Genomic DNA, 25,620 nt, shown 5'->3' on the forward strand with positions numbered 1-25,620 from the left:
TCAAACATGAAAACAGCTATTCTGCTTGCAAATATAGGTAATAGTGATCTTGGTATCGGAGAAGATTCAATTTTTAGCCCCAAAAATTCTTCATTTACAGTGAACGTATACGAGGAAAGTAAAAAGAGGTGGGAGTTAGGGGATTATAAGGATCTGGATCTACCTATACTCGAACCTACCATCAGGAAAATAAAAGAATCATTTGATCTTCAGGAGATTTTCCTTTTCGGTACAGAGCAAACCACCTACAATAAGCAAGATACTATCTACGTTGCTTTAATCGCCAAAAAAATAATTTGTGAACGCTATAATTTTGATGAAGAGAAAGTTAAAGTCTCTACTATCTTCAAAGATCCCACTGATTACGAAAAACTACTGAAGTTCTATAAACAGAAAGCCGGAAAAGTTCGAGATACAGTAGACCAAATTTTTGTATCAACTACAGGTGGTACGCCTCAAAGTAATTTGGTGTTGATACTTCATATGGGTAACAAGTTTGGAGAACGGATGAGAATGGTATATAAACCCCGCTCTGGAAAAGAAGCAGTTATATACGATTTTGATTTTAAAGAAAAGAAGGATACCGTTAAGGTAGGGACTGTTCAGATCGCCTTTGAACTTTCCGAATCCTTTCCTCTGGAAATTAAAAATAAAGAAGCTACCAAAGAGAAGATTTTTAAGGCTCTTGATATAGCCAACAAAGAAAACGTTAACATCATATGTTTACCCGAGTTATGCATTTGTGAAGATTGGCTTTCTGAAATCGAAAAACGTTACCCAGATATGATTGTGATAGCTGGTAGTTATTATGATGAACAAGGTCACAATGTCTGCAGAGTTATTATGGATTCTGACAGAGATCTTTTACCGGCTCAATTCAAAATGACACCATCGGATTTTGAGGACTGCAGAATATGCGGGTTGGGAATGGTACCAGGTGAAAAAATTAACACCTATGATGAAACACCATTTGGTAAATTCTCCGTGTTGATTTGCAGAGATTTTGGTAATTTTCATGACAGTTTTAGAAAAAAAGCCGACATTTTGTTTGTTCCCTCCTATAATTCTGCTACCAGTAGATTCCACCAAGAAGCTGATTCACATGTAAAAAATAGTTTAGGATATGTAGTAATTGCAAATGTAGCAAGTGAAGGAGGTACCTCTATTTTTGGACAAATGGATTCTAAGCATTTCCATAAACTTGTAAAAAAGGGGTACAAACAAGAGAATGACCAATCTTTGAAATTGTGTGAATTAAGGAAGAATGAAGAAGGAATAATTATAGCAAAATTCAATCTTTCCCATAAATACTTCCCAAAAATCTCACCAATAGATCCATCTGAAAAACCAAATCCTGTAGAAGAAATAAAGATTATAAGAATATAATTTTCTTCCTTCTCTTTTTTCTATTATACTAACTTCCACTAAAACAAGGATCAAAACTTCTTTCAGGCAACCGAAAATACCTGAGTTTTTCCTTCACTATATCCAGGCAATTCCTTAATTGAGAACCCACTTTCCGCAGTATTTTTCGTATATTCATTATTTTTCTTGCTATCGATTTTTGCCCTTACACTAATTTATTGGATTTCTATGCAGGAGTTAAAAATGGCTATACGGAATGTTCAGAGACCAAAAAATGTAGTATTCAATTTATATCCAAATTTCAATTTGGCTACATTAATCAAGAATTCTGAAAAACGATATCGGAAAAAATATTGATTTTCAAAAAAAACTGCGAATGTAGGTATAAGATAGCAGCTCATCAAAACAAAGGGATTGAAGGTTACAAAGATACGGGTAATCAAAAGCATTTTTAAAAACACTTCCGATCCCTTTAAAAGCAGCTCAGCGAAGACATGGCAGATGCTCTTTACTCGATATAATTACCTCCTATCGGACCCTATAGGATGCTATATGGCAGCTACGACTACGATCTGTCTTGACCCTAAAGTTAAGGATATGCTCAGCAATTTGAAAATTTATCCGACTGAATCTTATAATTCTGTAGTTGAACGGCTCATCAGGATGGCACATGATAAGGAACCGCTGAGTGAGGAGGAAATTGAAGGAATTGAAGAAAGCCTGAAAGATATCAAAGCAGGGAGAGTTTATAGCGAAAAGGAAGCAAAAAAATTGTTGGGCATTGAAGAGGAATGATGTACTCTGTTCAATACACTTCACGTGCGATCAAGGACATCATCAAATTCTTGCCTGAAGTTAGAAAAAGAATTTTTCACGCGCTTGATGGAATCAAAGAAGAGCCTTCTTCGCATGTCAGGAAGCTTAAAACTCCTGTTAACACAAGAAACCCAAACTATATTAGAGCAGAATAAGAAAAGAACTTCTGGAAGGAGGAATAAAAACCATGACAGAAATGACTCTAATCGAAGCACTGGAAAAACTTGCATTAATCACAAAAAAAGGAATAGATGAACCGATTCATATTCCGGATAATGCAGATGAACCTATTACAATTGGTGAGGCAATTAAAGCGATACAGGATCACGCTTCTGACATTTCTGAAACTGATGATTATATCATAAGTAGTGAGGGTATTCGGAAAACAGGGGAAGATGGAAACGAGATTGTATATCAGGTTAAGGAAAGTCAGTGACAGCCTTTACTCTTTATTCAAAACTAAATAGCTTCGGGGGTCGCTATGCATAAAACTTTTAGGAAATTTAATGGTAAAACCTACATGCTCGATGAGCTCAGTTATTTCGGACTGGATAAATCCGATGCCGAGAAGAGGAAAGCGATGTTGAAGAAGAGTGGACTTGGGGTAAGATGCATGAAAAAAGCAAGTGGCAAGTACGTAATATATCGTGAGTACGTTGGGGACATAAACAAAGAAGATGGCTCTTCATTTTTTAGGGTGGGTTAAGAGCCCATCAGAAAAGTAGTTACCTGCTGTAACTTTTACAACCTCTGATATGCAAACCCGTAGCAGATAATTTGATTTTATAGACGCATTGTAACTTTTCAACATGCATTACTGACTTTTCGGACAGGTTCTAAAACTAATTTTACCCCCAAACTCACCGGAACCCAAAGCCTAAAATAACTCCCGGAGTAATTCTCTAAATGGGAGAATAGTCATGACCAGCGAAACCGAAACTCCGGAATGTTGTCCTCCGTTTGACCCCGCCCCCTGGGACGGCAAACTCTTTGAATGGAAGAATAAAAAGTTCATCAAAGATTCTGTGACCACTCAGAATTACATGCCCCTGAACTTCGGGGAAGTAGTTATGAGAATGAACGAAAAAGTTGCCAGGGCAGGGGCGGAAATTCCTGACTGGCTCGGCCTGTCAGATCACACATCCGAAAGCAATATGGACATTTATCTGGCTGTTGATAGAGAAGTCGATGGGGCTGAAAACCTGACCCTGAGCGGGAAGTTCCTGAGTAAAGTCTACGAGGGAGCTTTTGAAAAAACAGGGGAATGGTGTGCGGACTTTGAAGGTTATGCAAAAGGCCGGGGGCTTGAAATTAAGAAATGGTATATGTGGTATACCACATGTCCGACCTGTGCCGAAAAATACGGGAAGAATTATGTTGTTATTCTTGCAGAAGTCCAATAAATCGAGTTAGAATAGCGGCGGTTTGAGTATACAGGCTGATAGTTTGAGTTTATAGAGTTTATAGTTACTTGAGCGGGAATTTTGATCCGGGATCTTTCTTCTTCTGGCCGGTGGCAGAAAAAATATATTAAAAAAGAATTGGAATGCCGGCAAACAGAATTTTTTCCTGAGAAGGGAAGATTTAATTTCCAGCTCTGGAAAGCTGGTTTATTCTCTTTTGGAATTTTCTTCTAGAATATAGAGAGATCAGCATCTAACCAGTTAGATATAAACCTGGGGAAAGTACCTAACCAGTTGTTTATAAGTAAGTGGTTAAATGTCTAACCAGCTATATATAAATAAGTGGTTAAGCATATAACCAAACTATATAAACCACAAAGGACATAGAGTAAACCATATGGATTTGATGCAGCTCTCGGCTCAGAACCCCTGGTGGAGAAATCCTGCTGCTATCCGGGATGATGCCAAACTGAAAAAACTGGATGAATCGCTCATGAAGTGGAGTCCGAGGCTTCTTTCGGAGCTGAAGTTTGACAGGGACAGGATTTACACTTTGAGAGGACCGAGGCAGGTTGGAAAGACCACGCTGGTCAAGCTCATAATCCGGGAGCTGCTTGAAACAATTGAGCATTCCCAGAGCATTTTTTACTTTACCTGTGACCTTGTGGCTGATGAAAAAGAGCTTTTTGAGGTTCTGGATCTCTACCTTAAGTGGGCAGCAGCTTTCCGGCTGGAGAGAAAATATATTTTCCTGGATGAAATTTCTTCGGTCCGGGATTGGGAAAAGGGACTGAAGTACCTTGTTGATACCGGGGCTTTGAATAATGCAACTGTAGTCCTGACAGGGTCTCACTCAATCGATATAAAGAGCAGTATCGAAAGGCTTCCGGGGAGGAGGGGGGAAGGGGAAGGAACTCTGGATAAGATCTTTTTTCCGATGAAGTTTTCCGAATATGCAGAAACCCTTAACTCCGACCTGAAACAGTTCATGGAAGCAAACGGGCTCTTTGAAGCCGAAAAAAGGCAGGAAATCCTTTCAAACCTCTCTGAAGGCAGAGCTGACCCTCTCCTGAACATGCTCCTCCTCTACCAGCCCGAACTTGACAGGCTCTTTGACCAGTATCTGCTCACCGGAGGGATCCCGAGAGCTGTTAACGAGTTTTTCTCAAAAAACAAAATCGACAGCAGTATCTACGAAATATATATCCAGTCCCTCATAGGCGATCTGGCCCGCTGGAACATTCCGGAAATGCCGGTAAAACAGACTCTCAGAAGCATAGCCGGAAAGCTTACAACACCCGTTAGCTGGAGGAGCATCACAGATGAAACCGATATCGGAGCTCATGTAACAGTCCGGAAATATGTCACTGCCCTTGAAGACTCTTTTGTCCTGAACGTGCTCTATCCCCTTGACCTTCCAAAAAAGACTGCAAACTTCAAAAAAGAGAAAAAAATCTACTTTCAGGACCCTTTCATCTTCCATGCCCTGCACGCCTGGGCTTCAGGCCTTACTGACTACTTTGAATCTGCAAATCTCTACCTCAGCAGCCCCGAAACCAGAAGCAAACTGGTAGAATCCGTTTTTCATTCCCATTTGCTGCGTTTCATATACGAAAAATACCCAAGCGACGTCTTCTCCCCTCATGACCGCGTCTTCTATTTGAAAACAGGAGGCGGCAAAAAAGAAGTGGATTTTGTCCTGAAAGAAAAGGGAAGCGTTCTTCTCGGAATTGAACTGAAATACCAGAACCGGATCAATAGCAGTGATTATCGGGGCCTGACTGTATTTGAAAGAGGAATCCTTATTTCAAAAGACAGATTTGACCTCAGCGGAAAATATGCTACATTACCCGCTTCCATCTTCCTGCTTCTGCTGTAACTTCTTTTTCCCAGCTTCCTGAGAACAAAAACATTAACAGAGCAGCTTCCGCCTGAGCGGACGAAGCTCACAATAAAATACTCACCATAAAAAACGATATTGCAAGCTTTCAGGAGTTGCTCATTTTATATCGGATAAGACCGGCTACCGAATGTAGCAGAACTCCGGTAAAAGCCATAAAAATCCCGAAGAAACTCAGCAGCAACAGAAGCAAAATAACCAGCCCTGAACCCGGGCTTTCTCCGTGGTAAGGGGCCTGTAAAAAATTAAGGGTCATATGCAGCCCACCTGCAACAAGAAGGAAGCCTGGCAGGGTAAAGCAATAAAGCGGCTTATTAAACTCCATCTCGTTGAAAACGTTCGACAAAACATTCCGGCAATACCTTGAATGATTTCCCGTTGAGCGGTACACAGCATACAATTGAGTCATATATTGAAGCGTAAGATCACCTTTCTGGTCACAGATAATTTCTTGCAGGTTTATAGTATTGAACAAATTTCTGCTACGAAGCCACTCAAAATATAAAAATCCATCCAGAGAAATTGAAGAAAATATGAAAGAGAATATAAATTTGTGAGCCAGAAAGGATAAGGACAAATTAAGAAGATCGAAAATGGACAAATTAAGAAGATAGAAAAAGGAAAAATTAAGAAGATAGAAAAAGGAAAAATTAAGAAGATAGAAAAAGGAAAAATTAAGAAGATAGAAAAAGGAAAAATTAAGAAGATAGGAAAAGGAAAAATTAAGAAGATAGGAAAGGAAAAATTAAGAAGGTAGAAAAGGAAAAATTAAGAAGATAGAAAACTTGCAGCACAGAAAAGAACGTAAATCCCTGTGCCAGCATCAGAAATCAGAATTTATTCCCGAGGAGGGACATTTACTTTTTTTGGATATTTATTTTATGGCTCTGGAAAGCAGATTGATCATAATTTGAGCAGGGAGGTAACACCTGACCAGCCTTTTATAAGTAAGTGGTTAAACAACTGACCATCTGTTTATAAGTAAGTGGTTAAACAACTGACCATCCCGGGAAAAAAGAAAAATCACTTCTTTTTCTCTCCCCCTTTCCCAAGATTTTTCCTGACCACTTTTCTTCCTTGCTTTTTTTCCTGCCCTCGGCCTTTATCAGTTCCCCCTCCTTCCAGCTTTTTCCTCGCCCATTCACTCTTCTTAGCTTCTCCTCCAGGGCCTTTCCTTACCCGTTCTTCCCTTTTAACTCCTTTTCCTCGCCGCTCTCTTTCCTGACCCCGACTTCTTTTCACGATCTCACCTGTCGGCTCTTTTCTCGTCCAGACGCTCCTCCCTACTTCCGGCTTTTCTTCTTCCGTTTCCTCTTCGTCTTCCTCTTCATCGAAGTCGATTCCGAGTTTGGAACTTATGGAGTTTCTTGCCTGTCGGGCATCGGGATAGTCCGGCCGGATCCGGAGGGCTCTTTCAAAGGCTCCGAGGGCTTCGTCGTCTTTTTCAAGACCGGCAAGAATCATGCCCTTGCAGTACCAGGCTTCGGCTAAATCGGGTTTTATTGAGATAGCCTTGTTGCAGGGCTCAAGCGCTTTTTTATATTTACCGAGCTTGAGGTGGACCAGTGCCTTTCCGACCCAGGTTTTTGCATTGTCAGGGTTTATCTGGAGGGCGGAATCGTAAGCTATTATAGCTTCAACCGGCCGGTCCAGGCTGCAAAGGGCAAAGGCTTTTCCTTCCCAGGCGCGGGCAAGTTTGGGGTTTATTTTGAGGGCGGAATCGTAGGCTCTTATGGATTCCTCATATCTGCCGAGGTCAGCCAGGACAGTGCCTTTTGCATGCCAGGCGCCTGCCAGTTTGGGATTGGAAGTAAGAGCTTTTTCAGAGGCTTCAAGAGCTTTTTCGTGCTGTCCGAGCCTGCAGAGGACGGAGGTTTTCAGGTTCCAGGCCTTGTCATTATCCGGCTTTAATTCAAGCAACCTGTCAAACACCTGCAGGGCATCTTCTTCCCTATTAAGTTGAAGGAGCACGAAACCCTTTTCGTAGAGGTAGGCAGGATTTTCAGGTTCGATACCAAGAGCTTTTTCATAGGCTTTCAAGGAGTCCTTATACATCCTGTGCCTCAGATAAACCGAGCCTTTACCTGCCCAGGCGGCTGCATCCCCAGGGTTTGTCTCCAGGGTTTTTTGATAAGGCTCAAGGGCTTTTTTCAGGCGGTCATATGCTGTTTCACTGGATTTGTCTGCCCTGCCCGCACCGGTCTTAGGGGTTCTGCCTTTCTTGCCTGCGCCTTTTTTTCCTGTTTTACCTGCTCTGTCCGGCCTGTCTTCCTTACCTGTCCTGTCTGGATTTTTTTTAAAATCATTTGCCATAGTATCGTTCCCGTGTAATTCGGTTTAGAGTGATTTTGATAGGGTAATTCTTTTTTTGCATGAGAATTAGGTACACACCCAACCTCTCCCCTGCGGGCGGCAAATTCACCGAGAAATCTTATCTCAAAGTCCGTTCTCTTATTTCAAACTGATCCTGTTAACTTATTATAGCTCCGGAGACGAGAAATAACCTTCTCGATGTTTCGGAAAAGCCAGAATGACTGTTATGAAATAACTGATACGAATGGATAATCTTTTCACATGGAAAAAAACCTGCTGATAGAATAGAAATGTAAATAGCCGTTTCCCGGTTAAAAAAGCCGATAGATAGCGTATTTCTTCTTCAGTTATCGAGATATTTAGATAAGTTTGGCTAAAAATATTATATAACTTTCTATTATATCCCTAAATTGATAATATATGTTATATATTAAAATGCCATAATAATATTATGCGTATTGTTCAGGTGCTTATTCCGGAAGGGAAGCGGGATTCGGTTCTGGCTGTGCTTGACGACGAGAAAATCGACTATGCAGTCTGGGACGAAACAGGGAGAGGGGAATTCGAAGCCCTGGTCCAGTTCCCCATACCTCCGATCGGTGTCGAACCGGTGATGGCTAGGCTGCGTGAAGCGGGAATCAGCGAGAATGCGTACACAATCGTCCTGTCACCCGAGACGGTCGTTTCCTCACGTCTGGAGGCGTTGAAGAAACGTTATTCCGGACTTCGCATTTCCCGGGAAGAACTCATCGCACGTGCGGAAGACCTCGCACCCGCAACTTCCACTTTTTATGCTTTCCTTGTTTTAAGCACTATTATCGCTACAGGGGGGCTGCTGCTTAACTCTGCCGCAACAATCATAGGGGCAATGGTCGTTGCTCCGCTCATGGGCCCGGCAATCTCCGCCAGCGTCGGGACTGTCATCAATGAGAGAGAACTTGCCTCCCGTGGGATAAAACTACAGGTAGGAGGGCTCCTGCTTGCAATCCTGGTCGCTGCTTTGATAGGTTTACTCATGAAAGGAACGCTGCTTTTGCCTCCTGACCTCGATATCCGTAGCATAGGCCAGATTGCCGAGCGTACCAGCCCTAACTTCCTGTCCCTCTTCCTTGCACTGGGCTCAGGGCTTGCCGGCGCCATAAGCATTATGCGGGGCTCCGGGTCTACCCTCGTGGGGGTGGCAATTGCCGTTGCCCTCGTTCCTCCGGCTGCAACATCGGGGCTCGGGATTGCCTGGGGACTCTATGGTGTTGCGCTGACAGCGGGTGTACTGGTGCTCGTGAACCTGCTTGCCATCAACGTATCTGCCCTTATCCTGTTCTGGCTTTCAGGCTTTCGCCCTGCTGAGGAAAAGGCTGTTGGACATGCCCGCGCCGCAGTGATCTCACGCACCGCAGTCCTCGTCGTCTTAATCGCCATCCTCTCCATAGTTCTCGCCCTTGTCACTTACGCCTCCTTCCAGACCGCCCTTGTTGAACAGCAGGTTAACCAGGAACTGGAGATAATGTTTGAAGAACCCGAATATGCAGAAGCAGGATTTATACTGAGCGGGATCATAAATGTCGACTATAAACCCGGAGACATCCTGCTGGAAATAATCGTCGACCACATACCCACAGTACCCCTGCAGAAAAAGCCGGTCATTGTGGGTTTTATCGTGGGGTATCAAGCCGGGGAAGAAATTCCTCCGGATATTGCCAGAATAGCTGACGAGCGGCTGAAAGAAGCTACCGGTAAAGAGGTTGAAGTCACTGTAGGATTCGTCGTGGCCCAGCAGACATCATATTAAGCTCCGGGACACCCTCCTCCCGGAAATTTCCTCTTTTCCTGTGTGAGCGCAGGTATAAAAACGATTGAAACCCATAAAAATCAAATTGCTTTTTAACTTTTGGACCCTATTAACTGCACAGGATGTTTGTCCATCCTGTTCTTATAACATCTATCTATTTCTAATGATGATTTGTCATGACCCGGAGCTACTTCCCCAGCATCTTCTCCCACACTTCAAAACCCCCTCTTTTCGAACCCGGGGAACCCCAATTCTGGGATGACCCGCATATCTCAAAGAGCATGCTCAAAGCCCACCTTGACCAGACCCATGAAGGGGCAAGCCGGAAAACTGCAGAAATCGAAAAAACGGTTAGCCACCTGACAGGTTCAGGTTTCCTGAAAACAGGAGACAGGGTACTCGACCTTGGCTGCGGCCCGGGTCTTTACAGCAGCAGGTTATTCATGGAAGGCATGCAGGTCACGGGAATCGATATATCCCGGAGGTCTATAGACTATGCCCGCACTCAGGCTGAAAAGGAGCAGCATGATATTGATTATGTTTGCACCGATTTTTTCAATATTGAGTATGAGGAAACCTTTGATGTCGTGCTTCAGGTCTACGGGGAAATCTGCACTTTTTCCGAGGAAAAAAGTGACCTGCTCCTGAACCTCATTCACAGGTCCTTGAATGACGAGGGGATTTTCATCTTTGAAGTGTCAACACGAGTGCTTCGAATGCGAGAGGGGCTCAAGAACAGGTGGTACGTCTCAGAAGGTGGATTCTGGAGGCCAGGAAGGCACCTTGTGCTGGAAGAAGGATTCGATTACCCGGAAAATGAGACCTGGCTGAACCAGTATATCGTCACCGACGAAGATGGAACGGTAAGGACATACAGGCTCTGGTTGCATGATTATTCCCTTGAAACAATAAGCCTGGCGCTTGAGCAGAGCGGATTTGAAGTTGAGCAGGTATGGAACAGTCTTTTAGGAGAACCGTACAGAAAAGGTGGAGACTGGATAGCCATAGCTGCGAGGAAAGTGTAGCCGAATTACCTGCCGGTAAATTGAAAATATCGGTTCGTCTAAAGGTCTCAAGATGGTGGTTCAGAGAATTTTGAAAAACTTATAAAGATCAATGTCCTTCAACCTTGTATAAACCTGTATATAATTGACTAAACTGTCTGATTGACCAAACTGTCTGATTGACTAAACGGTCCAATCGTCTAAAAACGGCTAAAAGACAAAACTGCTGGGTGTATATATGAATGAGCTGAATATTCGGGAAGCAGACCGACTGGAAATAACAGTCCTTATGGATAATTACACGGATATATTTCTAATAGAAAGCACCGACGTATGCAGACGACCACAGATACCTTTTTTTCCGCAGATGCTTTTTGCCGAACACGGCTTTTCGTGCCTGATCAAAGTATGGGCAGGGAATGAGGAGCACACCGTGTTGATGGATGCAGCAGTCACTCCAGCCAACCTATTTAATAACGCAGAGCTGTTGAAAGCTGATCTTGGCAGAATAGAAGCTGTTGCCCTCAGCCATGGGCATCCGGACCATTTTCTCGGGCTTGTTGACCTTTTGAAATTCGTAAGTAAAGAGCAGGGTAAAGAAGTTCCACTTGTTCTTCACCCCGATGCCTTTCTTGAACGCCGCTTTAATATTCCTGTAATCGGGCACCCTGTAATACTGCCCTCACTCGATGAAGGAGATCTGAAAGGAGCAGGAGCTGACATCATAAAGTCCGAAAAAGCGTCCCCTATTGCAAACGGCCTTATCCACACAACCGGAGAGGTCGAGCGCAAAATCCCCTTCGAAAAAGGTTTCCCCTGGGCTGAGGCAAAGGTTGACGGAAAATGGTTAACTGATCCCTTCCTGGATGATCAGGGACTTGTGATAAAATTGAAGGGTAAAGGGCTTGTTGTTATCAGCGGTTGCGCCCATGCAGGGATTATCAATACCGTAGAATATGCAAAAAAAATGGCTGGCACAGATAAGGTCCATGCAGTCCTGGGAGGTTTCCACCTGACCGGACGGCTCTTTGACCCTATTATCCAGCCTACTATAGATGAAATGAAAAGGATCTCCCCCGATCATATTGTGCCCATGCACTGCACAGGCTGGAAAGCAATAAACCGCTTTGCCGAAGAGATGCCGGAACAATTCATACTCAATTCGGTCGGCACAACCTATGTATTTGGCGGAAATCCCTGAGTCGAGATAGCCGAGAAGGAAAAATGGTATTCTGATCCATACAACCTAATTCACTACGCTGTACCGTTCTTGTCCCGCTCGACGCAGGAGAGAGGCCTTTTCCAAAAAACTGAAAAGAAGAAGGACAGAGACAAAGAAGAATTAAAAGCTTCTAAGGATGCTTATTAGTGTAAATGAGAAAAAACAGCTCCGGCCGGAGTAAATTCAGTATATTTCTCATTCATTTTTCTGCTTATTGGTGAAGGGCCGCCAGGCAAGCTGGCGGAGGCACTTATATTTACCTGTAATTGAAAAGCTGCTGCCGGATTTAAGGAAATTGTTCTCTTAGTCCGGGAGACATTTCATTCAATTTTGTCGCTCTCAATTACGCTACTGGTTTTTTGAGTTACTTTTATTGGATGTCAGCTGATCAAGGCCCGTTGCGGCCCAGGAAGAGAAAAATAACATATTCCTTCCCGGAATCCGGGATAGGTGGGTTAATAAAAGACCAGGTAACCGGGAAAACACCTTAATTTATTATAGGAACTTGAGTTTATAATTGTCTCAGTCTCCGGCTTCAGTCGATCAAAAGGATGGACATGGGTTCAGGCCGTCCCTTGATAGGGAATGTCAGAGGCATTTCAGCTTCTTCTGCCGTCTTTTTCATATTGATCCCGACAGCGTGTTCCGGAATCCTTGCCATGTTTGAATGGATGCAGAGTCCCTTTTCAACGTTGCACTTTTCACAGAGCCTGCATGAACCGTTAACAAATGCAACCGCAAAGGTAAAACCTTCGTTAAAAGCTGCCTTTTCAAGCTCAAGCATTGAGAGCAGCGTTTTTTTGCTGTAGTCGAAATAATCGCCCCAGAACTTTCCTGCTTTTTCCCTTGTTTCTGCAGGGGCTTCCGGGTCAAGCCAGGTCTTGTAAGGGGCTTTTGCAATCTCCTCATCAGCAACCGCAGGCGAACGGAACTTGACAAGCAGGGCATACCTGTACTCTTTAAGTATTTCCCGAAACTCATCAACAGTAGGGACGTGCGGCGGGCATGTCAATTTTTTCCCGTACCCCATACAGCCTCTGCACTTTAAGACAACCCTTTTTTCCACAAAGACCTGATAGGTGGGAATTATCTTTGCGTCAACAGCTTCCAGCTCAAGGGCTTTTTTCACAAGGAACTCAAGTTCTTCGGGGGTTACATCTTGAAACGGCATAATCTTCCCTTCTCAAACCTATTTTTCACTCAAAAACGGCACATAAGTCATTTATCTCTTCGCTATTTTACCCGAAGACCGGATACTACTTAACTTTATTCAAATGCATTTGGCTCAGGCAATGTTTGATGCGGGCAATAGATCATTAACTCTTAAACACTCGCTCAAAAAGACAAACTTAAAAACAATGATAAAGTGAAGAGAAACAGGAGAGCGGGCTTTCCCGTAAAAAAGGAAAATGAAGAGAAAAAGGTAAATTAAAAGCTGATGACAATTAAAAGCTAACCACAACCCTTTGATAAAAGCAAAAAAAGATCAAACTGGCATAAATTTCGGTTCCCTTTTTCTTTCAAATCTGTATTTCTTTCTTTTTTGCAGAGTCTTCAGACAGGTTGACGGAGGCGCTTACATTTACCGGAATTGAAAAGCAGCTTCAGGTCTCAATGTAAGTATTTATCTGACTGCCAGGCCGACCCCATTGCTGCGCGGCGCAGGGAGAGAAAAATATCTGTGTTTCTTGATTTCAGGATTGACTTTTAATATTTTACCACTCTTTAACGGCAAACTTTCAGGGAAAATAGTACTCCTGGGCAAGTAATATAAAAAGATATATAATTAACAATGAGTAACAAAAAAGAAAACAAAAGTATTAAATAGCAGTTAGTAGTATAGAGAAGTGTCTCTACCCGACAGACACAAATCTAAAATCGCCTCCTAAATCGTCGAAAGCACCTGTAACTCCTTTTTTACCTCTGCCTGGTTTTTACAGGCAGAGGTCAAGGGTGCCAAACCATTTCTGTGATTTCCATAAAATCTCTTCACAGACTGTCTCATAACCATTTTAAATTGTACAATTGGGTAATACCCATTTCAATTTTTATTTCATTTCAACAATGAGAGATAATTTTCATGGGTCAACATAGAGTATTTGTTATTCTTGCTCGAATTCCCCCTTTATTCCACCCTTTACTTCCTCCTCCAACTATCATTTTCAGCATACTTTTCAGGTTTTTCCCTTCTCTTTTTATAAAGTCTGCTATTTTCTTTATATTATGTACAGTACACATCATAACAAATTCAATTCCTGTCTTCCTTTTTCCTCTCAATAGGAATTCTCTGAACCCTCTATCCTGTTTCATCTGACCAAACACAGGTTCTACGGTAGACATTCTTTTCTGATACTTTTCTGTCCCCTTCTCTGTGTTCAGTTTATCCCTCATATCCTCCATCAAATGTTCCCTAGGATCTCTTGTTATTGTCCTTTTTCCGCTCTTAGTGCCTATCCGAAAAGTCGGTAATGCGATCGAAAAGTTACAGCAGGTCTATAATAGCAGGGCATCCTCTTCGGTTTTGCATATTGCTAATGGTAAGTTACCATAGGTCACAACACTTTTCGGATAGGCTCTTAGTACATGCATTTTTCAGCACACACTGAGAACAGTAGCTACATACATAATACCTTAAATCAGGTTCACCTTTCCTCTTTTGTATTCTTGTAAAGGGGATTTCAAATGCAGCAGGACAATAATAGCAGTCTTTTTCTTCATCGTATGTAAAAAGAGACTTCCTGAACTTCCTGGTTTTTCCTTCTTTTTCAGCTTTATAGAAATTGTCAGGAATATAAGCATCAATGCCTTCTTCCTGTAAAAATTCCAGATTCTCATATGAGAAATAACCTGCATCTGCAAGTACTATTGTTGGTTTATATCCCAGTGTGTTTTTTACATTCTGTATCATTGGTTCTATTTGATGAAGGTCGTTTTCTTCGTTGACAACGTCTGCTGCAACGATTATTTGCTCTTTTTCATCAACAGCAACCTGACAATTGTAGGAAGGTTTCTTGCTTCCATCTTTATGCTTCATAATTCGAGCATCGTTATCTGTGATGTTTATTTTTTTCAGCTTTTCTTCATCAAGCTTCTTCTTAGCAGCTTTTATTTTTTCCAGTCTTTTCTTCTTGTCAACAAGCTCTTCTGGAATCTGATATGGTGTCGAGTCACCATAAATTTCATCTTCATGTTTATCTGTCTCAATACTCTCTTTGAGTATCTTATCTATTTCTTTTTCGAGAGCATCCGAACTCTTGCTCTGTCTTGATGAAGCATTTGCCTTAACCTTTGTTCCGTCAATTGAGATACTGGAACCAATCATATCCATTTCTTTACAAAATGTGACAACCTGGGAAAAGATTTCTTTTATAGGGCCAAGATGAGTTGAACGGAATCGACAAATCGTATGAAAATCAGGTTTTTGCATGGCTGCCAGATACATAAATGCAGTATCAGTTTGAGTCATTTGTTGCAGTTTACGTGAACTTCTAATGCCTATAAGGTAACCATAAAGTAATATTTTTAAAAGAGGTCTTGGATGATAGGCTGGGCAGCCTTCCTTAGAGTAAGTGGATTCAATAGCAGTGATATCAACGACATCTACGATGTCGTTTAGTACTCTGGCGATATGGTTTTCAGGAACAAAATCTTCCAGGTCTAACGGAAGTAAAAACTGCTGCTTTTGATCGTACTTTCGAAACATGGGAAACACTGGAATTTGTTTTGTAAAAAAGATAAAGATTACGGGTTTCTGACCCAAATGTATGATAGAGTATAGTTTTGAGACAACCTGTTCAGGAAGTTTTTATTTAAAAATTACAAAACTGCTATCGAAATGAAAACAACGTTATGGAAATTTTCTCGAAAATAAAAAAAATTAGACGATTATTATTAAAATGAAGAGAGATAATTAATTAGAAGCCTAGGCTCTCCTTCCAGCAGCTTTGTATTTTCTTTTTTTTCAAAGTAAGCCGGAGAAGACAGAGGATTTTATTACTGTATCTTAGGGGGGTTAAAATATGATTTCAAGGAAAATGAATCTGGAAAGTTTGGATGAGTCGAAAAAATACCGTGTTGGCGCATATAGTGCCAGGTATGTCCCAAAAACAAAAGAAAAAGGAATTCCAAAGTATGAATTTCCTGAGGAGGGTATGAGCCCGAGAGCAGCTTATCAACTGGTACATGATGAGCAGAGCCTCGACGGCAATCCTTTCCTGAATCTGGCAAGTTTTGTCAACACATGGATGGAACCGGAAGCAGATAAGCTTGTCATGGAAAACATCAGCAAAAATATCATAGATATTTTCGAATATCCTCAAACTTCCAGAGTTATTCACCATAATATGGTGAATATGCTTGGACGCCTTTTTAATGGCCATCACACCGATTTTGTGGGCACTTCAACAGCTGGCTCTTCAGAAGCTATAATGCTGGGTTTGCTGGCTCATAAATGGAGCTGGAAAAAATCGGGGAGAGGTACGGATAAACCAAACATAATTTTCGGAAACGATGCTCACGTTTGCTGGGATAAGTTTGCCAGGTACTTTGATGTCGATACCAGAAAAGTTCCAATAGATAAAGATAGGCGTACAATTACAGCCGAAGCTGTCGCAGAAAGGATTGATGAGAACACCATCTGTGTCGGTTGCGTACTGGGAACGACTTTTACGGGAGAAATAGATCCTGTAAAAGACATCAACGATTTACTTCTGGAATATAAGGAAGAAAAGGGCTGGGATATACCCATCCATATCGATGCTGCAAGTGGAGGCTTCATATTACCTTTTACCGAACCGGATTTTGAGTGGGATTTCAGGCTGGAAAGAGTAAAATCCATAAACGTTTCAGGGCATAAGTACGGATTGACTTATCCGGGCCTTGGCTGGCTGATCTTCCGTAATAAAAATGCCCTCCCCGAAGACCTGATTTTCCATGTAAACTACCTTGGGGAAATGGAAGATTCGTACACCCTGAACTTTTCAGGAGGCAGTGCAATGGTCGCAGCCCAATATTACAATTTTTTAAGGTTCGGAAGAGCTGGCTATACCGGAATAATGAAAAAAATCCTTGCCGTTTCCCAGGATCTCGCCGAAAAGGTTGACAGGTTGGGACGTTTCGAAATGCTGAACAAAGGAGAAAGGCTCCCTATAATTGCTTTCCGACAAAAAGAGAAGACTGGCTATTCCCTGCTCCAGCTCTCGCACAAATTGAGGGAAAAGGGCTGGATAGTCCCCGCCTACTGTCTTCCGGAAAATGCGGCGGATATCGAGATAATGCGCATTGTCGTAAGAGAAAACTTAACTCCTGACATGGCATCAATTATAGTCGAAGACCTCGAAAAAGCCTGTCAATTCCTTGAAAATGGAACCGAAGCCGGGGCAGAAAAACCATGCCCGTCAGGAAAAGACATGGCTCATATTTGCTGAAAACTTGCATTTCAAGCAGCTTGTTTTTTGAAAAATCGGCTCTCAAACCAATAAAAGATTGACGTAGACGCAGTGAGGTGGGATCAATATTCCACACAAACTTCCTGCTTTGATAGTTGCCGGTGAAAAATACGCAAATGAATCAATTTCCGACCAGGCAATGAAAGCCGTGCAGGGCCGAAAGCTGCGAAATTATAGAATTTTCTATGGAGGATAAACGTATGCAGGCAACAGTCAAATATTCTGGAGTGATTCCTGATTACAGTCCGGAAAAAATGAATGACGCTTTTGAGGAATTCAGGCAAAATTATCCGGAATTTGAAACAACGCTCATTCTCGATAGACTGAGGGAGCTTGAGTATGCACGCCTGGACCGGCATGATCAAATCTATATGGATTATACAGGTGGAGGGCTGTATGCCAGCAGTCAGCTCCTCAAACATATGGAATTACTTCAACACAATGTTTTTGGGAACCCTCATTCGGAAAATCCCACATCAATGGCTATGACAAAGCTTGTGGATCAGACCAGAGAAAAAATATTAAGCTTTTTTAATGCGTCTCCTGACGAATATGTGGTTATCTTTACACCCAATGCAACAGGTGCCCTCAGACTGATAGGAGAAGCCTATCCGTTCGAAAGAGGAGGGCAGTTTTTGCTGACCACGGATAATCATAACTCAATCAATGGCATCAGGATTTTTGCAGGGAGTAAAGGAGCTTTAGTAAACTACATTCCAGTATCATCCTCTGAACTAAGAGTGGATGAAGAAAAGCTCGATATTTATCTTGATCAGGCCATACCCGGAGGGAACAACCTCTTTGCCTATCCTTCCCAATCTAACTTTTCGGGAGTGCAGCACCCCATGGAATGGATAGAAAAAGCTCGGAAAAAAGGTTGGGATGTATTGTTGGACTCTGCTGCCTTCGTTCCTACCAATCGCCTTGACCTTGACCAGTGGAATCCTGATTTTGTCTCAATCTCATTTTACAAAATTTTTGGTTACCCTACAGGCCTAGGCTGCCTCCTTGCCCGAAAAGATGCTTTGAATAAACTAAAGAGACCCTGGTTTTCCGGAGGAACCGTCAGTATGGTTTCCGTCCGGAAAGAAAACTGGTATCGGCTGCACCAGGGAAACGAAGCCTTTGAGGCTTTTGAAGACGGCACCATTAATTATCTCAGCATACCTGCCCTGGAAATAGGATTGAATCACATAGAAGGGATTGGTGTGGACACCATTCACAAAAGAGTAATGGGTCTTACAGGCTGGCTGCTGGATAAGATGCAGGCTCTGAAGTATCCCAATAGCCAGGCTCTGGTAAAGATTCACGGCCCATCCGTGCCTGAGAAACGGGGAGCAACAATTGCTTTTAACCTTTACCATGAGGATGGAAGAACTTTTGATTGCCATACAATACTGGATGCGGCAAATGAGGCAGGTATCTCTTTAAGAACAGGCTGCTTCTGCAATCCTGGAGACGGAGAGATCAGCCATGAAATTAGCAGAAATGAGATGGCTGAATGCTTTGAGAAGCTGGATTCTTCCAGCCGGTATCCTTATGGCTCGGATTGCAAGAACTGTGAAGCCTGCCTTGCCGTAAAAACTAAAATGGAAAGCATACGCGTATCGCTTGGCCTTGTGACAAACTTCTCAGACGTCTATAGATTTATGCACTTTCTCTCCGGACTTATGCTCGAACCCGAGGCCCAAATTATTGAATCAGAAAAGGTAAAGCAAAGAGTATTCCTGAGAAGAGGACCGTAAGCAGGAAGAACGAAAGAGATTCTCCCGGGATTCTGTACGGAGATCAGAGGAAAAAATTCATTCAATACTGAAAGGAAGAATCAGAGAACAGCGACGCGGATAAATCGGTAGAATGAAACGGTGAAACGGATTAACAGGTAGAATGGAAAGGCGAAACGGATAAATAGGTAGAATGGAAAGGCGAAATGGATAAACAGATATAAAAAGGTTTCTTAGGGGGTTTTTCCAGAGAATCAAACCTCCTTAACAACCCTGAATCCCAGGCTGTTGAGCCTCTTATCCTGTGGCGCAAAAAGTCTTTCAGCCGACCGGCAGCAGCCTGCGTTTCCGTTCCAGCCTCCACCTCTTCTTATCCTCACCTGAGTAGATATTCCCTGGAAGGAGCTCTCCCAGGCCCTCCCATCTGAAGGTGCTCCTTTGTAGCTGATATGGTACTCGTCCTGCACCCACTCACCTACATTTCCGTAGATGTCGTAAAGGCCCCAGGGATTGGGCTTCTTCAAACCGACTGGATGAGTTTCAAGTCCTGAGTTTTCAAGAAACCAGGCATGTTCTTTAAGTTTCGTTTCATCATTACCGAAAAAGTAGCTGCCTGTGCTTCCTGCCCTTGCTGCATATTCCCACTCGGCTTCTGTAGGGAGGCGGTAAATTGCGCTCCTTCCACCATTATTTTCAAGAGTGTTAAGTTTTCGGATAAAAGCCTGTGCCTCTTCCCAGGAAACAGTTTCAACCGGATGCTTTTCCCCTCTGAAAAACGAGGGGTTACTTCCCGTAACTTTACTCCACTGTTCCTGGGTAACCGGATACCTGCCAAGATAAAAAGGCTTTTTTATAGATACCCTGTGTACAGGGCTTTCCCAGAGCTTTCTGCGCTTCTCCCGGGAAGGAGAACCCATCTCAAATTCTCCTGCAGGGATCAGGACAAACTCCATTCCGATTGAGTTTCGGATCAGGGTATCGCTTCCGCTTTGACGGTTAATGACGTCTGAAATCGAATCTCCGGCTGAACTATTAGTTCCGGTACTGGCTGAGTTTTTAGTTAAATTCTCAGCCAAATCTTCATCCAGGCTATCAAAAGAAGGCGCAGATGCTTTTGAGCATGTACATTCTTTACAAAGGTGTATGTTTGGATCCAGAGGCTCACAACTCCAGTATGAATAAGTAAACACTCTTCAGCTTTTTGCTATTTTCTTCTTTTGTTTTTTATTTCTTCCCGTTTAACTTTTATTAATTTTTTGATTTTTCATTCTGCTTAGATTAGTTATACTGAACTTCAATTTTCGGCGGTCCCGTATTAATCGGTTGATATTATCCGGATATCCGAAACCGGGACCTTTTGTTTTATTGATACTACCCCTTTCAGGTGAACCTGTCAAGTCTGCAACTCAAAAAGGAACAGACAATTCATCAGACAATTCATATCTTTCCCTGGAGCCCTCATTAAAATTCACAGATAAGTATAAAGCGCCTCTGCCAGCTTGTCTAACGGCCCTGAGAAAAAAGAAATCCAGACTTGAAAAAGCAATAAAAAACACTAAGTATAGACATGGAATCCCCACGGTTTCCTATTTCACTTTCACTTGCTGGCTTTTTTCTTCTTCTTTTTCTTCTTTTTCTTCATTTCAGTCTTTTAGGGAAAGGCCGCTCTTTCGCGTTGAGCGGAAAAGAACGACTCAATATAGCGAGTAAGGTTGCATGGTGAAGAAAATCTTAATTTAGTCCGCTTGAGTCCAGCTCACTTTTTAACCCATAAATAGTCTGCTTGAGCAAAACTACCTGTAAAAACCATCAATTAGTCTGCTTGAGCGAAGCGAAACAGACCGCGTACTCCCGAGGCGCAATTCGGGCGGCTCAACTCTGCTAAGACAGGAACGACATGATATGGAAAATAAGGTTGTATGGATCAGAATCCGAGCGTTTGAGTCAGACGTTGCTTTTTCCAAAATATCAACCATGTAAAGGTGGACGACCCAATTTTTAGTTTCCACATAATTTAGTTTCCACATAATTTAGTTTCCACATAATTTAGTTTCCACATAATTTAGTTACCGCATAATTTAGTTACCGCATAATTTAGTTTTCACATTATAATTTGATTTAGTTTTTCATAGTCTTATTTGAATTTTTCAAATAATATTGCAATAAATAATTCTCCGGAGAGCCTTAAAATTCGAAAAATATTAAAATATAAGGAGAGAAATTAGGCTCAAGAATGAAATTTTTTTGCGGCTTAAACAAAAAAGTCTTTAATGAATTATACGAACAGCGGATAAACTTCAGGTGTACAGATGAAACAGTCACTGGTCAATCTCATCTTCTATTCTGACAGGAGAAAAGATCTTTTACTTCTTCTGAAAGAAGAGCCAAGAGATATTGATACAATCAAGAAATTGCTTAACGTAGATGCCAGCTCTATCCAGCCACATATTAAGAAAATGAAAGATGCCTACCTGATAATTGAAGAAAAGAAAGTTTACATGTTATCCGAAATCGGAAAAGTAATAGTTGAAAATATGGAGCCTTTCCTGAATTCGATAGAGGTCTTTGAAGTTAATGGCGAATACTGGAAAAACCGGGATTTAACTCCTATTCCCGAGTACCTTCTGGAGAGAATTGACGAACTCGGGAAATGCGAACTGCTTGAGCCCGACGTAGAACACATGCTTGAAACTCCAAAGGTTTTCGTGGATAATATCCAGAGTTCAAAAGAGATCTTTACCCTTGTATCTTATTTCCATCCGGAATCACCTTTCCTCTACGCAGACCTTGTGGAAAATGGGGCCAAACTCACACTTTGCATGACGAAAAATGTTATAGAGCGTCTGGTTTCCAGTTATCCTGAAGAAGCGGAGAGACTTTTCAAAAGCGAAAATTCAAAAATATTCACCTGCCAGAAACCCTCACCCATTCCAATAATCGTTGTAACGGACAAGTTCCTTTCACTAAAACTCTTCGAAAATGACGGGAAGTTGAGAGACCAGCTACTCATATCCACCGAAGAAAAGGCTTTAGGCTGGGGAAAGGAGCTTTTCTGGTACTGCATGCGGGTGGCTGAACCAACGGAAGAAAAGCCGGAAATTTGAATTTTTTATTCCAAACCTTCTCAAAGTTCACTCTGCTTTTCACGACTTCGAACTTTTTCGCACTCGCAGTAAACCATCTGGATTTTCAGTCCTTTGCTATCGATTTCAGGCTCATTGGGCACATAAGTAAACCCACAGATGCCCCCCATTTGTGCGGTGAGCGCGGCTGCAAGAGCATCCAGAATATCGTCTTTTGAAAGGTCCTTTCGCCTGTACTTCGAAAGGGCATATTCGACGATTTCTTCGGCAAAAGGGCAGACATTATCCAGAACTTCCTTTCTTTCAAGAAAACCTTCATCTTTCTTTTTCGGGTATTTCATGGGAAAGCCTGCAAAAGCCTGAAAACAGATTTCAGGTCCGACTTCCCTGACCTTTTCCCTGAAATTTTCGTTTTCGACCAGAAAACCGTCCACATCCCGGATTTTGGGCACTATGTTCCAGGCCTGTTTTGAGATGCGTTTTCCCGTGAGCCTTTCGTTAACCTCACAGGCTTCCTTATAGGTTTTCGCATAAATTGCTTCCCTGCACGGCACCGGAAAAATGCTGGACTTCCGAGCTTTCAGAATACTCCGGGCTCCAAGGTCCGAAAGCCGCTCTCCACTCCCTCCTGTTTTCAGGCCTATAGGAATATCGATAAGAATGAGGGGGTCAACCTGCTCATAGTTATTTTTCAAAAAATCAACAAGGCATGAGAACTCAGGGAAAATTTCAACCTTCCAGCTACAGTCGGACTCATTTCCTCCTCCAAAGAACACTACAAACCAGCCTGCTCTACAACCGTCAACCCCGACAAAGACCTTTTTTCCCATACCTGTACCTGGGAGTGCAAACTTAAAAGAGTTTTTCCCGTGAAGATAAGGGATTGCTGGAAAACGTTAATTAGCAACAGGGTATACGAACATGATCTACTAATTAAACCAATCCGTAGAAATGCTAAGAATCCTTAAAAAATCTGATAAAATCGGAGGCAGGTTATGAAGTTCTGGTTGCTCAAAGCCGCAGGCACTCTGGAAGATGAAGAGATAATCCTTGAGAACAGCGTGATTACCATAGGAGGGGCGGAATTTCCGGATTTATCCGTTATTGAAGACGAAAAGCAGATAAAGAAGCTCATACTTGAGAAATATCCCGGCATGAAGGGAGAACTTTCCGAAACCTGGGCAGGGGAAATCTATTCCTTTATCGCAAAAATAAAGAAAGGAGATCTTGTGGCAGTCCCTTTCAAGACCAGAAATGAGGTGATGATCGGAAAGGTTACCGGAAACTATGAGTACAGGCAGCTCAGCGACTTTATAAGCCACACCCGGCTGGTCAGGTGGCTTAAAACCATTCCAAAAGGGGACTTTGAAGAAGAATACGACGTTGACCTCAACGCCCCCGAGGCTATCTCCTTAATAAGCACCGAACCTGAAAAGCTTTCTGGCTTAGTCGAAACAAAAAGCCTGGAAACCCTCACCAGAGAACTTTCCTTTGCCCTTGAAGACCTGGACTTGATGAAGGAGAAGATGCTCGAACTTGTGAACAGGCTGGCTGAAACCGAAGAAATACCTGAAGTGCGAAAAATAGCGGCAGAAATGGAAAAGATACTGAAAGAAAAATGAGAAAAAGAAGAGGAGAGGGAAGTTCCCTCGATCTGAAAATTATTTTAATCTTATTAAATCTTTTTAGTTTTATTAAATCTTTTAATTAAATCTTTTTGCCTATAAGGTCGTTAAGGTCAAGTTCAAACCCTACAACGGCATATCCGAGTGCGAAGTTGCTTATTACTTCGGGGTGGAATTCTCCAAAAACTCCGAGCTTTTTGCCATTGACATAAACATCTGCCCGCCTGCCTTCAAGGAAAGCCGGGTCTTCGGACTCTTTTACCTCATAGGGAAGCATCATCTCCCTCATCAGGGCGTCCACTACCTCGTATACCTCGGTGAAGTTTGCCTGCGGGTGGATTGAGACCGCAGCTACGTGCTGACCGGTTGTCTCGTTGCTTACGACTTCTCCGAACTCGAAGATCTTCTGCGGAAGTTCCCTGTGCTGGTTTAAGGAAAGAATTTCAAGCAGATTCGGGAGCACGGTTGTCCGGATCATTGTCTGGTCTTCGCTGATCGGATGAAGCACGTAGGTAACATCATCAGTCTTTGGCCTGCACATGTTTTCAAAGTTGATCTTTTCGCTGGTAAGCGTAAAAGGCATAACCTCATAGTAGCCGAGCCCGACCATAATTTCGTTTACCGAGGCCCTCATGAGAGAAATCGGATGAGATTTGCCCGGGGTATAGGTCTCAGGAACCTTTACCTTGATATTCTCATAGCCGTAACCTTTGGCAATGTCCTCTACAAGGTCATAGTTATGAAGGATGTCTGCCCTGTAAGCGGGCACCTTTACTTCAACGGCTTCCTTATCAAGGGCAGCTGCTCCAAAGCGCATCCTTTCAAGCTGTTTTACGATCTCTTCAACCGTGAGGTCCATGCCCATCAGGGCTTTTACCTCGCCTGTTGTAAGCAGCCTTTCTTTGGGCTCAAGGTCAGGCAGGACAAGTTCTTCGCCTCCCGGACGGATTACCCTTACAAACTCAATCTGACCACCTCTTTCGGCAAGGGCTGTGACCACGATGTTCAGGGCAATGTACACAGCTTCCCCGAGACCTGTGACATCAATGAAGAGGTCGGTTGTCTGTTCGGTAACAGTGGTAAGTGTCCCGTTGATGATGGGTGGGAAGGACAGCACGTTGTCATTTGCATCCAGGATGATCGGGTATTTTTCAAAGTCCTTTACGAGATGGGCAAACCTTGTGCCTTTGGGGTGCTTTTCCAGAATATCGGTCATACTCATTTTTTCAGTGTAGTCAAGGGGCACGAATTCAAAGCTGGGGTCAACTGCCATGTACCTGAAGGGAGGCTGCACATTTTTAAGGTCATGGACGCCGATAGAAACTTTTTTCCTGTTTCTCCCAAGGCCCCAGTGCAGGTCTTCCTGCAGGTCCATGAGGGACTTGATGGAAGAGGACGTAAACTTTACTCCCCTTACAACCGCACACCCGAGGAAGGGCCTGATCTTCAGGATATTCTCACTGACAGATATGGATACCTCGTAAGGCTTTATCGCATATTCGGGAAGCCCCGTCTCAAGGTCCAGAAAACCCCTCATTGCCCTGGCTGCCCCTTCCACACTGTAAAGGTCAGGCCTGTCAGGGAAGAACTCGATATCGACATACTCGTCTTCAACTCTTTCGATATCGGCCCCAATCATGGGCACCCTTTTTATGATGGTTTCCTTATCTGTTCCCGTGAGTTTCTCAAGGTCTTCATAATGCAAGGTGATTACTGGCATGGGGATTTCATCTCATCTCTTACTAGCTAACTTAACCCCAAAAATAATCAACTTTAGATTTAATGCTTTTGTTTCCGGACATTAGGAAAACAGCAATTTTTCAGTTCCGAACTTTTGCTTCATTACTTCAGCCCTTTCCGGCTAAATTGCTTTTCCCAAAAGCCTCAACAGAAGCCGCATCAGAAGCCTCATCAAAAGGTTCTATTTTA

The 25,620-nt window shown here is 42.8% G+C and carries 19 protein-coding genes and 2 pseudogenes; 13 read left to right on the forward strand and 8 right to left on the reverse strand.

Annotated features, from left to right (window positions below; translation table 11 throughout):
- Positions 1–6 precede the first annotated feature (6 nt).
- The 6 genes from MA_RS10090 to MA_RS10120 all read left to right on the forward strand — a co-directional run bounded on the left by MA_RS10090 (position 7) and on the right by MA_RS10120 (position 5,463).
- Positions 7–1,386: a carbon-nitrogen hydrolase family protein gene (locus tag MA_RS10090; protein WP_011021933.1), complete on the forward strand. Its 1,380-nt coding sequence runs from the start codon at positions 7–9 to the stop codon at positions 1,384–1,386.
- A 531-nt stretch (positions 1,387–1,917) separates the two neighbouring features.
- Positions 1,918–2,160, forward strand: coding sequence for a DUF7557 family protein (locus tag MA_RS10095; RefSeq protein ID WP_048066280.1), 243 nt, complete (start codon positions 1,918–1,920; stop codon positions 2,158–2,160).
- Positions 2,161–2,368: 208 nt separating this feature from the next.
- Complete coding sequence (locus MA_RS10105) at positions 2,369–2,617, forward strand: hypothetical protein (protein ID WP_011021935.1); 249 nt, start codon at positions 2,369–2,371, stop codon at positions 2,615–2,617.
- A gap of 45 nt (positions 2,618–2,662) precedes the next feature.
- Entirely contained in the window at positions 2,663–2,887 is a 225-nt protein-coding gene (locus MA_RS10110; RefSeq protein ID WP_048065267.1) for a hypothetical protein, read from the forward strand.
- 214 nt (positions 2,888–3,101) lie between these two features.
- A complete protein-coding gene (locus MA_RS10115) occupies positions 3,102–3,584 on the forward strand; it encodes a hydrolase (protein WP_011021936.1) in 483 nt (160 codons plus the stop codon).
- 397 nt (positions 3,585–3,981) lie between these two features.
- Positions 3,982–5,463 carry an ATP-binding protein gene (locus tag MA_RS10120; RefSeq protein WP_011021937.1) on the forward strand — a complete coding sequence of 494 codons (1,482 nt, stop codon included), beginning with the start codon at positions 3,982–3,984 and terminating at the stop codon, positions 5,461–5,463.
- 109 nt (positions 5,464–5,572) lie between these two features.
- Here the strand turns inward: MA_RS10120 and MA_RS10125 are convergent, their stop codons facing one another.
- Positions 5,573–5,740, reverse strand: a complete 168-nt coding sequence (locus tag MA_RS10125; RefSeq protein ID WP_157860162.1) for a hypothetical protein — start codon at positions 5,738–5,740, stop codon at positions 5,573–5,575.
- A 767-nt stretch (positions 5,741–6,507) separates the two neighbouring features.
- Positions 6,508–7,797, reverse strand: a complete 1,290-nt coding sequence (locus tag MA_RS10130) for a tetratricopeptide repeat protein (RefSeq protein WP_011021939.1) — start codon at positions 7,795–7,797, stop codon at positions 6,508–6,510.
- Positions 7,798–8,248: 451 nt separating this feature from the next.
- Between MA_RS10130 and MA_RS10135 the strand changes: the two genes are divergently transcribed.
- From MA_RS10135 to MA_RS10145, 3 genes are all read left to right on the forward strand, one after another.
- On the forward strand, positions 8,249–9,586 hold the full coding sequence (locus MA_RS10135; RefSeq protein ID WP_011021940.1) for a TIGR00341 family protein: 1,338 nt from the start codon (positions 8,249–8,251) through the stop codon (positions 9,584–9,586).
- A gap of 176 nt (positions 9,587–9,762) precedes the next feature.
- Entirely contained in the window at positions 9,763–10,611 is an 849-nt protein-coding gene (locus tag MA_RS10140; protein ID WP_052279145.1) for a class I SAM-dependent methyltransferase, read from the forward strand.
- Positions 10,612–10,828: 217 nt separating this feature from the next.
- Positions 10,829–11,791 (forward strand): MBL fold metallo-hydrolase, encoded by a 963-nt coding sequence (locus tag MA_RS10145; protein ID WP_011021942.1) that lies wholly within the window; start codon positions 10,829–10,831, stop codon positions 11,789–11,791.
- Positions 11,792–12,347: 556 nt separating this feature from the next.
- Here the strand turns inward: MA_RS10145 and MA_RS10150 are convergent.
- From MA_RS10150 to MA_RS10160, 3 genes and pseudogenes are all read right to left on the reverse strand, one after another.
- Positions 12,348–12,983: a DUF2284 domain-containing protein gene (locus tag MA_RS10150; RefSeq protein ID WP_011021943.1), complete on the reverse strand. Its 636-nt coding sequence runs from the start codon at positions 12,981–12,983 to the stop codon at positions 12,348–12,350.
- Positions 12,984–13,897: 914 nt separating this feature from the next.
- Positions 13,898–14,260: pseudogene (locus MA_RS10155) on the reverse strand (transposase); the annotation flags it as partial.
- A 133-nt stretch (positions 14,261–14,393) separates the two neighbouring features.
- A pseudogene (locus MA_RS10160) lies at positions 14,394–15,515 on the reverse strand (IS1182-like element ISMac1 family transposase); the annotation flags it as partial.
- A 316-nt stretch (positions 15,516–15,831) separates the two neighbouring features.
- On the opposite strand from MA_RS10160, the gene MA_RS10165 reads away from it, so the two are divergent.
- Positions 15,832–17,238 (forward strand): glutamate decarboxylase, encoded by a 1,407-nt coding sequence (locus MA_RS10165; protein WP_011021944.1) that lies wholly within the window; start codon positions 15,832–15,834, stop codon positions 17,236–17,238.
- Positions 17,239–17,459: 221 nt separating this feature from the next.
- Complete coding sequence (locus MA_RS10170) at positions 17,460–19,004, forward strand: aminotransferase class V-fold PLP-dependent enzyme (protein WP_157860163.1); 1,545 nt, start codon at positions 17,460–17,462, stop codon at positions 19,002–19,004.
- Positions 19,005–19,237: 233 nt separating this feature from the next.
- Here the strand turns inward: MA_RS10170 and MA_RS10175 are convergent, their stop codons facing one another.
- Positions 19,238–20,059, reverse strand: a complete 822-nt coding sequence (locus MA_RS10175) for a formylglycine-generating enzyme family protein (protein ID WP_226990818.1) — start codon at positions 20,057–20,059, stop codon at positions 19,238–19,240.
- A 1,233-nt stretch (positions 20,060–21,292) separates the two neighbouring features.
- Between MA_RS10175 and MA_RS10180 the strand changes: the two genes are divergently transcribed.
- Complete coding sequence (locus MA_RS10180) at positions 21,293–22,087, forward strand: helix-turn-helix transcriptional regulator (protein WP_011021948.1); 795 nt, start codon at positions 21,293–21,295, stop codon at positions 22,085–22,087.
- 20 nt (positions 22,088–22,107) lie between these two features.
- Here the strand turns inward: MA_RS10180 and MA_RS10185 are convergent, their stop codons facing one another.
- Positions 22,108–22,896 carry a DUF429 domain-containing protein gene (locus MA_RS10185; protein WP_011021949.1) on the reverse strand — a complete coding sequence of 263 codons (789 nt, stop codon included), beginning with the start codon at positions 22,894–22,896 and terminating at the stop codon, positions 22,108–22,110.
- Positions 22,897–23,061: 165 nt separating this feature from the next.
- On the opposite strand from MA_RS10185, the gene MA_RS10190 reads away from it, so the two are divergent.
- Entirely contained in the window at positions 23,062–23,688 is a 627-nt protein-coding gene (locus MA_RS10190; RefSeq protein WP_011021950.1) for a restriction endonuclease, read from the forward strand.
- A gap of 85 nt (positions 23,689–23,773) precedes the next feature.
- On the opposite strand, the gene pheT is transcribed toward MA_RS10190, so the two are convergent.
- A complete protein-coding gene (gene pheT, locus MA_RS10195) occupies positions 23,774–25,411 on the reverse strand; it encodes a phenylalanine--tRNA ligase subunit beta (RefSeq protein ID WP_011021951.1) in 1,638 nt (545 codons plus the stop codon).
- Positions 25,412–25,620 lie beyond the last annotated feature (209 nt).

This window comes from Methanosarcina acetivorans C2A (assembly GCF_000007345.1).
Taxonomy (GTDB): domain Archaea; phylum Halobacteriota; class Methanosarcinia; order Methanosarcinales; family Methanosarcinaceae; genus Methanosarcina; species Methanosarcina acetivorans.

Bases quoted from the DNA above. Each gene is read 5' to 3' on its own strand.
- MA_RS10110 (WP_048065267.1), top strand. From the start codon at position 2,663: ATGCATAAAACTTTTAGGAAATTTAATGGTAAAACCTACATGCTCGAT.
- MA_RS10170 (WP_157860163.1), top strand. From the start codon at position 17,460: ATGCAGGCAACAGTCAAATATTCTGGAGTGATTCCTGATTACAGTCCG.
- MA_RS10145 (WP_011021942.1), top strand. From the start codon at position 10,829: ATGAATGAGCTGAATATTCGGGAAGCAGACCGACTGGAAATAACAGTC.
- MA_RS10120 (WP_011021937.1), top strand. From the start codon at position 3,982: ATGGATTTGATGCAGCTCTCGGCTCAGAACCCCTGGTGGAGAAATCCT.
- MA_RS10135 (WP_011021940.1), top strand. From the start codon at position 8,249: ATGCGTATTGTTCAGGTGCTTATTCCGGAAGGGAAGCGGGATTCGGTT.
- MA_RS10180 (WP_011021948.1), top strand. From the start codon at position 21,293: ATGAAACAGTCACTGGTCAATCTCATCTTCTATTCTGACAGGAGAAAA.
- MA_RS10125 (WP_157860162.1), bottom strand. From the start codon at position 5,740: ATGACCCTTAATTTTTTACAGGCCCCTTACCACGGAGAAAGCCCGGGT.
- MA_RS10150 (WP_011021943.1), bottom strand. From the start codon at position 12,983: ATGCCGTTTCAAGATGTAACCCCCGAAGAACTTGAGTTCCTTGTGAAA.
- MA_RS10105 (WP_011021935.1), top strand. From the start codon at position 2,369: ATGACAGAAATGACTCTAATCGAAGCACTGGAAAAACTTGCATTAATC.
- MA_RS10185 (WP_011021949.1), bottom strand. From the start codon at position 22,896: ATGGGAAAAAAGGTCTTTGTCGGGGTTGACGGTTGTAGAGCAGGCTGG.
- MA_RS10095 (WP_048066280.1), top strand. From the start codon at position 1,918: ATGGCAGCTACGACTACGATCTGTCTTGACCCTAAAGTTAAGGATATG.
- pheT (WP_011021951.1), bottom strand. From the start codon at position 25,411: ATGCCAGTAATCACCTTGCATTATGAAGACCTTGAGAAACTCACGGGA.
- MA_RS10140 (WP_052279145.1), top strand. From the start codon at position 9,763: ATGACCCGGAGCTACTTCCCCAGCATCTTCTCCCACACTTCAAAACCC.
- MA_RS10115 (WP_011021936.1), top strand. From the start codon at position 3,102: ATGACCAGCGAAACCGAAACTCCGGAATGTTGTCCTCCGTTTGACCCC.
- MA_RS10190 (WP_011021950.1), top strand. From the start codon at position 23,062: ATGAAGTTCTGGTTGCTCAAAGCCGCAGGCACTCTGGAAGATGAAGAG.
- MA_RS10165 (WP_011021944.1), top strand. From the start codon at position 15,832: ATGATTTCAAGGAAAATGAATCTGGAAAGTTTGGATGAGTCGAAAAAA.
- MA_RS10090 (WP_011021933.1), top strand. From the start codon at position 7: ATGAAAACAGCTATTCTGCTTGCAAATATAGGTAATAGTGATCTTGGT.
- MA_RS10130 (WP_011021939.1), bottom strand. From the start codon at position 7,797: ATGGCAAATGATTTTAAAAAAAATCCAGACAGGACAGGTAAGGAAGAC.